General features: G+C 64.3%; 8 protein-coding genes. 6 read left to right on the top strand and 2 right to left on the bottom strand.

The annotated features are described in order from the left end of the window. The first annotated feature begins 283 nt into the window (after nucleotides 1–283). Together HFK18_RS08685 and HFK18_RS08680 are read left to right on the top strand one after the other, a co-directional pair. Nucleotides 284–4960, top strand: coding sequence for a YadA-like family protein (locus HFK18_RS08685; protein WP_343202954.1), 4677 nt, complete (start codon nucleotides 284–286; stop codon nucleotides 4958–4960). Nucleotides 4961–5029: 69 nt separating this feature from the next. Then, on the top strand, nucleotides 5030–5767 hold the full coding sequence (locus tag HFK18_RS08680) for a hypothetical protein (protein WP_180165813.1): 738 nt from the start codon (nucleotides 5030–5032) through the stop codon (nucleotides 5765–5767). 76 nt (nucleotides 5768–5843) lie between these two features. Here HFK18_RS08680 and HFK18_RS08675 read toward each other — a convergent pair whose 3' ends face one another. Next, the gene (locus tag HFK18_RS08675) at nucleotides 5844–6488 is read right to left on the bottom strand and encodes a hypothetical protein (RefSeq protein ID WP_100460222.1); all 645 of its coding nucleotides are present in this window, start codon (nucleotides 6486–6488) and stop codon (nucleotides 5844–5846) included. A gap of 296 nt (nucleotides 6489–6784) precedes the next feature. After that, nucleotides 6785–9211 (bottom strand): penicillin-binding protein 1A, encoded by a 2427-nt coding sequence (locus tag HFK18_RS08670; RefSeq protein WP_180165811.1) that lies wholly within the window; start codon nucleotides 9209–9211, stop codon nucleotides 6785–6787. 217 nt (nucleotides 9212–9428) lie between these two features. Here HFK18_RS08670 and HFK18_RS08665 point away from each other — a divergent pair, with 217 nt between their 5' ends. The 4 genes from HFK18_RS08665 to HFK18_RS08650 are packed head-to-tail and all read left to right on the top strand — an operon-like array spanning nucleotide 9429 to nucleotide 12569. Next, nucleotides 9429–10487, top strand: a complete 1059-nt coding sequence (locus HFK18_RS08665) for a pilus assembly protein PilM (RefSeq protein WP_032951624.1) — start codon at nucleotides 9429–9431, stop codon at nucleotides 10485–10487. Beyond that, nucleotides 10487–11383, top strand: coding sequence for a PilN domain-containing protein (locus tag HFK18_RS08660; RefSeq protein ID WP_180165809.1), 897 nt, complete (start codon nucleotides 10487–10489; stop codon nucleotides 11381–11383). The genes HFK18_RS08665 and HFK18_RS08660 overlap by 1 nt, the downstream gene beginning before the upstream one ends. Next, nucleotides 11380–12036 (top strand): type 4a pilus biogenesis protein PilO, encoded by a 657-nt coding sequence (pilO, locus tag HFK18_RS08655; protein WP_100553441.1) that lies wholly within the window; start codon nucleotides 11380–11382, stop codon nucleotides 12034–12036. The genes HFK18_RS08660 and pilO overlap by 4 nt, the downstream gene beginning before the upstream one ends. After that, nucleotides 12033–12569 (top strand): pilus assembly protein PilP, encoded by a 537-nt coding sequence (locus HFK18_RS08650; RefSeq protein WP_170919634.1) that lies wholly within the window; start codon nucleotides 12033–12035, stop codon nucleotides 12567–12569. Before pilO ends, HFK18_RS08650 begins: the two co-directional genes overlap by 4 nt. Nucleotides 12570–12586: the final 17 nt, after the last annotated feature.

Raw genomic sequence — 12586 nt, 5'->3', positions numbered from 1 at the left:
CGCGAACGCTTCGCTTGCAAGCTCCTACTTTCTTTCCATGGGCGGAGGAGCCTGGACTGACGGGAGCTACTCCACGAGCTTCGGAAATCGTACAAACGCCGTAGGTGATAGTAATTCGGTGTTCGGCTATTGGTCTGAGGCCCGGCAGGGATATGCCTCCGTGTTCGGTGCCTATGCGACTGGTGATGGCATTGGCACGGCAGCTTTTGGCCATAACGCGAAGGCATACACAGAGAATTCCATAGCTATCGGTAGCGGGTCCAGGACTGCGGATGGCGCTGGCGTGTCCAAAATTTCCATTGGCGGAAATGCTAACGCGGGAACCAATGGCTGGACCGGTGCGATTGCGTTGGGTGGCGAAGCTCGCGCTGAGTACGATGGTGTGGCCATTGGTCATGGCGCAAAGACCTCAGCAAATGGCACTGTTGCACTTGGTCGTGGATCGCTCGCCACAGAGGCCAACACCGTTTCGGTCGGTACCAGTAGCGTGAAGCGTCGGGTGGTCAATGTGGCCGATGCGCGGCTGAACTCGACCAGCAGTGATGCGGTCACAGGCAAGCAGTTGTATGCAACCAACTCCAACGTAACCAAGGCTCAGAGTGCCGCCGATGGAGCGAGGACGACGGCCACGGCGGCACAGTCTACGGCCAACTCGGCCAACACCAATGCCAGTACGGCGCTGGCGAAGGCCAATGCGGTCAGCGGCTTGGTCAGCCAGGTATCGGTGAGCGGCAATGTACGCCTGGGCGGTGAGAACACCGGCACCGTTCTGGATGTTCGTAACAAGTCCAACGCAGTTCGCAGCATCACCGGCTTGAAGGATGGGGCGCTTTCTGCATCCAGCACTGAAGCTGTGACGGGCAAGCAGCTCAATGCAACCAACACCAATGTGACCAGTGCCAGAACTGCAGCCGATGCCGCGAAGACGACGGCCACGGCAGCGCAGTCCACGGCCACTACGGCCAATACCAATGCCAACACTGCATTGGCCAAGGCCAATACGGTCAGTGGCCTGGTCAGCCAGGTATCGGCCAGTGGCAACGTACGCTTGGGCGGCGAGAACACCGGCACGGTGCTGGATGCCCGCAACAAGTCCAATGCTGTTCGCGCCATCACCGGTCTGAAGGATGGAGCGCTGAGCACGACCAGCACCGAGGCGGTTACGGGTAAGCAGCTCAACGCCACCAATGCGAATGTCAGCAAGGCGCAGGCAGCAGCCGACGCAACGGCTGCACGGCTGAATGCTAGTGCCGTGGCACTGGGCGCGGGAGCTGTCGCGGAGCAGGCCAGCTACGGCATCAGTACTGCGCTGGGCAACAACGCCAAAGCCTACAACGGCAAGAGCGTCGCCATGGGCGCAGACGCTCGCGCGACGGTGGATGACGCGGGTAACAAGATCAGTGGCAACGGAGGTGTGTCGATCGGTGCTGGCACCCGCAGTGGCAACGGTGCGGTGGCACTTGGACTGGACGCTGTGGCAACGGGTGACCGTGGTATTGCCGTTGGTCATGAGGCGTCCGGCAAAGGCACGCACGCAACGGCTCTAGGCTTCCAGAGCAACGCGTCGGCCAACCAGGCCACGGCCGTTGGGCGCGGGGCCGTTGCCAGCAGCCTGTATGCCTCGGCCGTGGGCAATCAGGCGAGTGCCACGGCGCAGAGCGCGTTGGCCCTCGGTGATCGCGCCAGTGCGACACATGCGGGCGCGGTTGCGCTCGGCAATGGCTCAGCCACGACTGCAACCAATCAGGTGTCGGTGGGCAATGGCTCGTTGAAGCGCAAAGTGGTCAACGTGGCCGATGCCACCTTAAGTACGTCCAGCAGTGAAGCGGTGACCGGCAAGCAGCTGCATGCCACCAACACCAGCATGGCTGCTGTAAAGGCGACCGCGGACGGTGCGCAGGCGCGGGTGGCGGTACTGGATGGCCTGGTGGGGCAGGTATCGGCAAGTGGAAACGTACGCCTGGGTGCAGACAACACCGGCACCGTCGTCGACGTTGCCAACAAGGCCGGTGCCAAGCGCAAGCTGCAGAATCTGGCTAATGGCGTGCTCAGTACGTCCAGCACTGATGCGGTAACCGGGCAGCAGCTCAATGCCACCAATAGCGAAGTGACCAGCGTGCGCACGGCCGCAGCCGCGGCGAAGACGGCGGCCGATGCCGCCCGTGGTGTGGCCGATGGCGCTGTGCAGAAGGCTGATGCCTTGGGCGGTCTGGTGGGCCAGGTATCTGCCAGTGGCAACGTGCGTCTGGGTGCGGAGAACACTGGGACCATCGTGGATGTTGCGAACAAGACCGGAGCCAAGCGACGCATCTACAACATCGCCAACGGCACGCTGAGTGCGGGCAGCACGGATGCAGTGACCGGGCAGCAGCTGTTTGCGACCAATGCCACGGTGGAGACCCAGCGACAGGCTTTGGCTGGGCATGCGCAGCAGCTGACGGATCAGGACGGGCGTATCGCTGACAACCGGGTCGAGCTGGATGCGCTGCGCACGGATTTCGATAATTTCGATCCGGATCTGGATGGCGTGGTGAAGTTCAGTGCCGATCGCAGTCTGGTGGACATGGAAGATGCGCGTGTATCGGGTGTTGCAGCGGGTGATATCAGTTCTTCGGCCAGCACGGATGCTGTGAATGGTGGGCAGTTGTTTGCGACCAATGTTCGAGTCATAGAGCTCGAACGCAAGGGGCGATTCCTGAGCGTCGGTTCTGACGATGAGAGCATTGATGCAGATGCTGGCCTGCTTGGGGTTGCATTGGGCGATTCGGCAAGAGCTTCGGTGGGTTCTGAGGGCGGGGTAGCCATAGGTAGCTTTGCGGCTGCAGATGCATTGAACTCAGTCGCGCTAGGAAGGGGTGCGGTTGTTGCGGAGTCTGCAGAAAGCGGCTTTGCGTTGGGGGTCGGTTCCAACGTGTATGCGAAGGAGGGCGTCGCTTTTGGAGCGCTGAGCCGTGTCGTAGCGGGCGCTGATGGCGCCGTGGCGCTGGGTTCTTATTCAGTTGCAACCGAAGAAAACACCGTTTCAGTGGGTAACAGCTCTGTAAAGCGGCGCCTGGTAAATCTTGATCGTGGCGTTTCCGATCACGATGCGACCACCATTGCGCAGCTCAACGAAGCTCTTGCTGGACTCGGTGGCGGTGCGGGCCTGGATGCTTTAGGGAACGTTGTTGGGCCTACCTATAGCGTGCAAGGTGGCAAGCAGAACAACGTCGGAGACGCCTTGGCCGCACTTGATGGGGCGGTGGTTAGGTCAGACAGCCGCGTAGATGGCCTCGAAGGTCAGCTGCGTGCGACGTTCCAACAGTCGCCCTCGACCCGGGCGGATGGAGTTGGTCAGCTGAACTTGGCAGGTGCGCAGGGCATGGTTCTGTCGAATCTGGCCGATGGTCGTATTGCCGCTGGTAGTCGCGATGCGGTGACTGGTAGCCAGCTGTATGCAGCCAAGCAAGATATCGCCGACAACAGAAGCGAGATCGATCAGATGAAGGAGCAGCGAAAGAGCCTGGCTGGCTTTACTCGCCAAGGTCCGATTGACTTTGCTGGCGCTCGGATTATCGGTCTGGCCGATGGTGATATCAGTTCGGCATCGAGCAGTGATGCCGTCAACGGCGGGCAGTTGTATACGACAAACAGCAGACTTACTGATCTGGAGGATTCACAACGGTTCCTGTCGGTAGGCTCAGCCGGTCCGGCAGTTTCCGCAAGAGCTGGTTTGGTGGGTGTTGCGCTAGGTGATTCGGCAGTGGGAGTTGGCGAGGGCGCGACTGCGTTGGGCAGTTTCTCCCGCGCAGGAGGCAAGAACTCTGTCGCTCTTGGTCGTGCCGCGCATGTCATGGAATCTGCGGAGGATGGCTTCGCCGTGGGTGTAAGGTCGGTGGTTGACGCGGAGAAGGGCATTGCAATAGGCGCTGCGAGCTCAGTCCAGGCGGGTGCCAACTATAGTGTTGCCATTGGTAGTGGTTCTATCGCCAGAGATGCTCTTACTGTTTCGTTCGGAGAAGGGGCTCTCCAGCGTCGCCTAGTCAACGTAGCCAACGGCCGCAACGCCAACGACACAGCCACCATCGGCCAGCTGCGCGGCGCGCTTTCCACCCTCGGCGGCAACATCGACGCCAACGGCAATGTCACCACCTCCGGCTTCACCGTCCAGGGCCAGCACCAGAGCACCGTCAACGACGCTCTCACCACGCTGGACTCCGCCGTAGTCACCACCGGCTCCCGCATGGATCGCGTCGAAACCCAGCTCCGTTCGGTCTTCCATGAAGCCCCCTCTACCCGCAGCGACGGCACCGCCCAGCTCACCCTGGCGGGCGCCAACGGCATGGTCATTTCCAACGTGGCCAACGGCCTGATCGCCGCTGGCAGCCGCGAGGCGGTCAACGGTGGCCAGCTGCACGCTGTGCAGCAGCAGCTCAATGGCCGCATGGATGGTCTGGAGCAGCGCGTCGATGGCCAGCCGCAGTCGCGTGCGCTGGCTACGGCTTCGGCCGCGCCGACCGAACAGGTCACGCCGACGCCGGAAGCCAGCGATTCGCCGCAGGTGGCCTCGGCAGGCGAGGGCACGTCGCCCACGCCTCAGCCGAAGTCGAAGCAGGACGACACGCCGTCGCCCACGCCGCAGGTCGATACCGCTGAACTGGAGAAGATGCTGGCCCGCGCCAACGAATACACCGATGGCGCCATCAGCAACTTCGAACGCCGCCTCGACAAGATGGACAAGCGCTTCAACCGCATGGCGGCGATGAGCAGTGCGCAGACGGCGATGGCCATGAACACCGCTGGCCTGGCCACCTACAACCGCCTCGGTGCGGGCGTGGGCTACGCCGAGGGCGAGTCGGCCATGGCGGTGGGTTATCAGCGCGTGCTCAACGACAAGGGCTCAGCCACCTTCAGCCTCAATGGTGCGTTCACCAACAGCGGTGAACGCAGCATGGGCGTGGGTGTGGGCATCGGCTGGTAAGCCATGGCGCCCCGGTGTGGTGCGCGTAACGAGCCCCGCCGCGCCGGGGCCATTGCAGAGGAAATTGCGATGTACAGCTTCATGAGCCGCTTCATGACCTACCGGCGCTACTACGTCTGGCGCGCCCGCATCCGCTACGTCACCCACGACATGGATACGTGGACGCTGGCGTGCCTGATGCTGATGATCTGCATGGGGTTGATGGTGTGGGGGTTCTGGCGCGTGGTGAACGTGCCGCAGCCGCGCATCCATCCGGAAGCCGCCGCCGTGCGGGTGGAAGTGCTGACCGACGAAGCGATCCACCGCATCGTGCTGGTACGCCACGGCGGCACGACGCCGGGTCATCCTTTCTACAGTGCCGCGGAGATCCGCGGCAGCACCCAGCGCACGCTGCGGGTGCGGCAGACGCTGCAGGACCCGGTGGCGATGAAGTTGCAGGCGGACATGTATGCGGACATCGCCGATTACATCAACGCTACCGGTGCCTGCATGCCTTTTCCCTGCCGCCGCGTGAGTTTCCGCATCGAACAGCTGCAGCGGTCGGGGCACGAGAGTGCTGTACGCAACAAGGCACTGGCCGAGATCCTGCAGGTGCCGTGGTACCTGGTGCCGAATCTTGATGGGGAACGCATGCGGGTGCGCAGTGGTTGGGCGGATGATTTCCAGGACGTGTACTCGCACGCCTGGCACCTGCATGACCTGCAGAAGATGCATGCACGCATGATGGCCGAGTATCCGTACCGTGCTGCGGTGCCGTGGCTGGCACGATTGGCAACCCCGTCCGAAGAAAAGCTGATCTTCCCGTAGCGCCGAGCCATGCTCGGCTGCTCTCCGCGCAGATCGCGGCAGCCCCAAGCCGAGCATGGGCTCGGCTCTACGCCGGTCATCCGCCGATATAGGCGGTGATCTCCATTTCGGCCAACAGCTGCCGCAACTGCGTGGCCGACGCCCGGCGCATGGGCTTCTCATCCACCGGCGACAGCGGCGCCTGGCGCAGGGCGTCATAGGGCAGCACGGCCAGGTCGAAGGTCAGTTCTTCGGCGCTGAACACCCACACCGGTACGTCCAGGTTGCGCTCGCGGTCCAGCCGCAGGCGCCGCGTACGCGATTCGGCGGGGATGCGATGTTCGTCCAGGAAGCGATGCACCGCCTCAGGGTCGTCGCTGTGCAGGTGCAGCTGCACGGGGCTGTTGGCGTCAGCGGTGCCGTCCAGCACGGGCCCGGCCAGGCGCGGCGAGAACCCATGCAGGAACTCCAGCGCGCGCAACGCGGACTCGCGCCGCCGCTGCAGTTCGTTGCCGTGTTGTGGGCCGGAAAACAGCCGCTGGTACTCGCGCAGGGCCTGTTCTATCTCGACGTTGCGGGGCAGCGAGGCATCGTCGTGGATGCCGAGGCGGCTGGCGGCCTTGAGTTTGGCCTGGTGGAAGTCGCGGATTCCGCCTTCGGCCATCAGCCGGGCGGCTTCGTGGGCGAGGCGATGACGCCGTTCGCGGGTCTGGCTGGCAGCATGCTGGTGAGCGCGGTGCATGCGATGACTCCCTGTTGCGACCTGGCTACAGACTAGCGCAGGCATGTGACATCTGCGTGGGTATTTGAACCGCATCTGGTAGATGCCGACCTTGGTCGGCACGTGGCGCCAACCAAGGTTGGCGACTACCAGGGCAACGCCGGGCCGTGCCCGTAGAGCCCTTCGGCTGCCGGATGCAATCGCTTCGGTAGATGCCGACCTTGGTCGGCACGGGGCGCCAACCAAGGTTGGCGACTACCAGGGCAACGCCGGGCCATCGTGCCAACCAACGGTTGGCACCCACCGCACCTGCACCTTTAGAAGATATCGAACGCGGCCGCGTCCGCCTGCGGGGTGCTCTGCAGGTTGAGGTCGTAGTCGGTCAGGCGGTCCATGTCTTCCACCTTCACCCACTCCACCGCGCCGTTGAGGGTGGCCTGGACCATGCCGCTCGGCGGTTCGTTCTGGGCGATCGGGGTGTCCTTCAGCGCGGTGCGCATGTAGTCGATCCAGATCGGCAGGGCGGCCTTGCCACCATATTCGCGGTAGCCCAGCGAGCGGAAGTCGTCGCGGCCCACCCACACGGTGGTCACGTACGGGCCGCCGAAGCCGGAGAACCATGCGTCACGGTGGTCGTTGGTGGAGCCGGTCTTGCCGCCCACGTCCTCGCGGCCGAGCACCTTGGCCTGTGCGCCGGTGCCACGCTGGACCACGTCGCGCATCATCGACACCAGCTGGTAAGCAGTACGGGCGTCGATCGCACGCGGTGCGGTACGCGCGTCCGGGTTGACCGGCGTGGCCGGCGTTTCGGTCTTGGCTTCCGGCTTGGCGGCGGCAGTGGCGTCAACCTTGGGTGCCGGGGCGCCGAAGTTGAAGCCATCCACCACCTGGTTCACCGGCTGGTCGCTGCTGCCAGCGCAGTCGCGGCAGGCCATCGCCGGGTTTTCCTTGAACACCAGGTTGCCATCGCGGTCGTTGACCTGGTCGATCAGCCAGGTGTCCACGCGCGAGCCGCCGTTGGCGAACACGGCATAGCCGCGGGCCACCGACAGCGGCGTCAGCGAGGCGGTACCCAGCGACATCGACAGGTTCGGCGGCAGCTCGGATTCGGCAAAGCCGAACTGGCTGATGTACTTGCGCGCGTAGTCCACGCCCATGCCATCAAGCAGGCGCACCGAGACCAGGTTGCGCGACTGCACCAGCGCCTCACGCAGGCGCATCGGGCCACGGAAACCACCGCCGTCATTCTGCGGCGCCCAGGTCTTGCCGCGGCGGTCGCGGAACACGACCGGGGCGTCGAGCACGATCGAGGCCGGGTTGTAACCCTTGTCGAAGGCGGCCGCATAGACGAACGGCTTGAAGCTCGAACCTGGCTGGCGACGGGCCTGGGTGGCACGGTTGAACTTGTTGCCGGAGAAACTGAAGCCACCGACCAGGGCCTTCAGTGCGCCACTGTGGGCGTCCAGCGAGACCAGCGCGGACTGGCCGCGCGGCAGCTGGTCGAGCAGCCACTCGCCTTCCTTGGCACCGGCGCGCACGCGCACGATGTCGCCGCGCTGTACCAGCTTGGCCGGGCTCTTGTTGGCCCACTTGGCGGCACCGGCCGGCAGCACGATCTCGCTGCGGTTGGCCAGCACCACGGTGGCACTGCCGTCGGCACCGGTGCTGGCGACGATCGCCGGCAGCAGGCCGGCCTGGCCGAACATGCCGCGCAGGTGCTCTGCCAGTGCAGCGGCATCATCGCCGGCACCCAGCTGTACCTGCTTCTCCACGCCGTGCCAGCCGTGGCGGTGGTCGTACAGCAGCAGGCCGTCGCGCACCGACAGATTGGCAGCGGTCTGCAGGGTCGAATCGATCGTGGTGGTGACGTGGTAGCCCTTGTTGACCACGTCGCCGCCGAAGCGGGCGATCATTTCCTGGCGCACCAGTTCGGCCACGTAGGGCGCATCGACCTGCACCGGCGGCTCATGCGCGGTGGCGTGCATCGGCACGGCCTTGGCCGCGTCGGCCTCGGCCTGGCTGACGAACTTCAGGTCGGCCATGCGCTGCAGGACATAGTTGTCACGGCGCTGGCGGGCGCGCTCCGGGTTGGAGATCGGGTTGCCCGAGGACGGGAACTTGGGGATGCCGGCCAGCGAGGCCATCTCGTCCAGGTCCAGTTCGCCCAGCTTCTTGCCGTAGTAGAACTCGGCGGCGGCGGCCACGCCGTAGGCGCGGTTGCCGAAGAAACTCTTGTTCAGGTACAGCTCGAAGATCTCGTCCTTGCTCAGCTCGGACTCGATCTTGCGCGCCAGCAGGATCTCGGCCAGCTTGCGGGTGTAGCTGTACTCGGAGCTGAGGAAGAACTGGCGGGCCACCTGCTGGGTGATGGTGGAGCCACCGGGCACGCGCTTGTCGTTGGTGGTGGCCAGCAGCCACACCGCGCGGCCGATGCCCTTGTAGTCCACGCCGCCGTGCTCGTAGAAGCGGGCATCCTCGGTGGCCAGGAACGCCTGCTTCAGCTTCTCCGGCACGTCCTTCATGGTGATGGGGGTACGCCGGGTCTCACCGAACACCGCCATCAGCTTGCCGTCGGCAGCGTAGACGTACATCGGCTCCTGCATTTCCACGTCGCGCAGGGTCTGCACGTCGGGAAGCTTGGAAGAAACGGCGTAGTACAGGCCGCCAACGGCGGCCGCTCCGACCAGCGCCAGGACCAGGACAACAAGAAAGATCCAGCGCAGCCAGCGGCGGAGACGGGTCATCGGTGTCAGATTCCGATTGCGAATTTCGTGGTCGCAGAGTATAGATTACGCAAGGTGGCGGCTGGGGCCGGCACTGGGGAGTGCAAGGGGACGCCAGGGGCTGCGTGTTCATCCTGTGAGGGATGTCACAGCAGGGCGGTTGCCATTTGCTAAGAATACGTTATTAATGCGCGGACGCAGCTCTTGCGTCCAAGTGCCCGTCGGCAGGGGAGAAACCGTGGGGCTCATCCCAAAAAGTCAGTCGCCGCTCATTGGCGTCGACATCAGTTCGACTGCGGTAAAGCTGTTGCAGCTTTCCCGCAGCGGCAACCGTTTCCGTGTGGAACATTACGCCGTGGAACCGCTGCCGCCGAACGCGGTGGTGGAGAAGAACATCGTCGAAGTGGAGGCCGTGGGAGAGGCCATCCGCCGGGCGATGAACCGTTCCGGCAGCAAGGCCAAGCTGGCCGCTGCGGCCGTGGCCGGTTCGGCGGTGATCACCAAGGTGATCCCGATGCCGGCCGACCTGGACGAGAACGACATGGAAGCCCAGATCGAGCTGGAAGCGGTCAACTACATTCCGTATCCGATCGAGGAAGTGAACCTGGACTTCGAGGTGATCGGGGCGATCCCGAACAACCCGGAAATGGTCCAGGTGCTGCTGGCTGCCTCGCGTTCGGAAAACGTTGAACTGCGCCAGTCGGCACTGGAACTGGGTGGCCTGCAGGCCAAGGTGATGGACGTGGAGGCCTTCGCGGTCGAGAACGCCTTCGCCCTGGTGGCCAGCGAGCTGCCGGTTTCGGCCGAGGGCGTGGTTGCGCTGGTCGATATCGGCGCCACCATGACCACCCTCAACGTACTGCGCGGTGGCCGCAGCCTGTACAGCCGCGAACAGGTGTTCGGTGGCAAGCAGCTGACCGACGAGATCATGCGCCGCTATGGCCTGAGCTACGAGGAAGCCGGTCTGGCCAAGCGCCAGGGCGGGCTGCCGGAAAGCTACGAGATGGAAGTGCTGGAGCCGTTCAAGGAAGCCACGGTGCAGCAGATCAGCCGTCTGCTGCAGTTCTTCTATGCCGGCAGCGAATTCAACCGCGTCGATCACATCGTGCTGGCCGGCGGCTGTGCTGCCCTTGCAGGCCTGCCGGAGATGGTCGAGGAACAGCTGGGTGTGCCGACCGTGGTCGCCAACCCGCTGGCACAGATGACCCTGGGGCCGAAGGTGCAGGCGCACGCGCTGGCCCAGGACGCCCCCGCGCTGATGATCGCGACCGGTCTGGCGCTGAGGAGCTTTGACTGATGGCACGCATCAATCTATTGCCCTGGCGCGCCGAACGGCGCAAGCAACGCCAGCGCGAGTTCGGCATCATGCTGGGCATGGCCGCCCTTGGTGGCCTGCTGCTGTCGCTGTTGATCTGGTTCTACTACGACATGCAGGTCAGCGGGCAGAGCGATCGCAACGCCTACCTGCAGACCGAGATCGACAAGGTCAAGGAGCAGAACAAGGAAATCGACCGCCTTGACGAGCAGAAGAATCGATTGCTGGCCCGCAAGGCCGTGATCGAGCAGCTGCAGGCCAAGCGCTCGCAGATGGTCCACCTGTTCGATGCGCTGGTACGCACCATCCCCGATGGCGTGGTGCTCACCGCCCTGCAGCAGGAAGGCGACGTGCTGACCCTGGAAGGCCGCACCCAGTCCAATGCCCGTGTCTCGGCCTACATGCGCAACCTGGAAGTCTCTGGCTGGATGACCAATCCGGAGCTGGCGATCATCGAGGCGCGTGAACCGGACAAGGACAAGGAAGGGCGCGCGACCGGCCCGGTGGCTGACATCAAGGCGTTGCCGTACGTGTTCAAGGTCAAGGTCAAGCTGCCCGCGCAGAGTGAGGAAGCAGCGACCACTCCAGGCCTGAACCCTGATGGCAGCGTGGCCGGCACCGCGCCGGTGGCACCGACCGTCGCACCGCTCAGCGCAGGGCCCGACGCGGCAGCGCCGGCTGCTGCCGCACCAGCGCCGGGATCTACGCCGGCACCGGCAGCCACGCCTGCAACTGCTCCGGCACAGGCCCCGGCACCGCCGGCAGCACCTGCGCCGGCCAAGCCAGCGCAGGCCGCACCCGTACCCAAGCCTGAGGGCAGCCGCCTGGCGCAGCCGCCGCAGGCCTTCCACGCCCCGCTGCAGGGGGATCGCGCATGAGCAAGAAAGTCGACATCAAGAACCTGGACTTCAACGACATCGGCAACTGGCCGAGGAACGCGAAGATCGTGTTCTGCTCGCTGATCGCCCTGGTCATCATGTTCGTGCTTTGGATGCTGCTGGTCAGCGGCAAGCGCGAGGAACTGGCCGGTCTGGAGTCGCGGGAAACCGAGCTGCGTGCCGAGTTCACCAAGGAACAGGAACGCGCGGTCAACCTGGAACCGTTGAAGCAGCAGCTGGCACAGATGGAGCAGGTCCTGCAGCAGATGCTGCGGCAGCTGCCCAGCAAGACCGAGATGCCGGACCTGATCATCGACATCTCGCAGACCGCACTGTCCAGCGGCCTGGCCAACGAGCTGTTTGAACCCGAGCAGGAGCAGATCAAGGAGTTCTACGCCGAGAAGCCGATCAAGCTGCGGATGGTGGGTAGTTACCATCAGTTCGGCGCCTTCGTCAGCGGCGTGGCCTCGTTGCCGCGGGTGGTGATCCTGACCATGCACGACATCAACCTCAAGCCGAAGGACAAGACTGGCGGCAACATCCGTGCCGGTGCGCTTGAACTGTCCGGTACGGTCAAGACCTACCGTTACCTGGATGAGGCCGAGGTCGAGGAACAGCAGAAGGCTGAAGCGGGCAAGGAGGCGAAGAAGTGATCCGTTCCTTCATTGCACGTGGTGGTATGGCGTTGACGGTGCTGCTGCTGGCCGCCTGCGGCCGCGGCGTGACCAGCACGCCGGGTGATGCACCCAACCTGGAAAAGTGGGTCGAGAGCGAGCGTGCGCGACCGGCACAGCCGCTGGAGCCGCTGCCGGTGATGCAGCAGTTCGAGACCTTCGAGTATTCCGCGCAGGGCATGCGCGATCCGTTCACCGATGCCTGGACCAACCCGCAGCAGGGGAATGGGGGACTGCGGCCAGATCCGAACCGACGCAAGGAGCCGATGGAAGGCTTCCCGCTTGACGCGCTGGACATGGTCGGCACCATCGGAACAGGCGCCGGCACCGTGGCGCTGGTGATGGGGCCGGACAAGGTGACCTACCGGGTGCGTCCCGGCGGTTACCTGGGGCAGAGCGACGGGCGGGTCACCGCGGTCTTCGAAGACCGCGTGGAGCTGATCGAACTGGTGCCGGATGGCGCGGGTGGCTGGCTGGAACGTCCAGCAACACTCGCGCTGGAAGATCAATGATCGTTTACTGGGGATAG

It is taken from the genome of Stenotrophomonas sp. SbOxS2 (assembly GCF_013416715.1).
Lineage (GTDB): Bacteria > Pseudomonadota > Gammaproteobacteria > Xanthomonadales > Xanthomonadaceae > Stenotrophomonas > Stenotrophomonas lactitubi.
The sequence above is the reverse complement of the archived record's forward strand: the minus strand, read 5'-3'. Positions and strand labels throughout refer to the sequence as shown.

Excerpts from the sequence above, each read along its gene's own strand:
- HFK18_RS08670 (WP_180165811.1), bottom strand. The coding sequence starts at position 9,211 with ATGACCCGTCTCCGCCGCTGGCTGCGCTGGATCTTTCTTGTTGTCCTG.
- HFK18_RS08680 (WP_180165813.1), top strand. The coding sequence starts at position 5,030 with ATGTACAGCTTCATGAGCCGCTTCATGACCTACCGGCGCTACTACGTC.
- pilO (WP_100553441.1), top strand. The coding sequence starts at position 11,380 with ATGAGCAAGAAAGTCGACATCAAGAACCTGGACTTCAACGACATCGGC.
- HFK18_RS08675 (WP_100460222.1), bottom strand. The coding sequence starts at position 6,488 with ATGCACCGCGCTCACCAGCATGCTGCCAGCCAGACCCGCGAACGGCGT.
- HFK18_RS08660 (WP_180165809.1), top strand. The coding sequence starts at position 10,487 with ATGGCACGCATCAATCTATTGCCCTGGCGCGCCGAACGGCGCAAGCAA.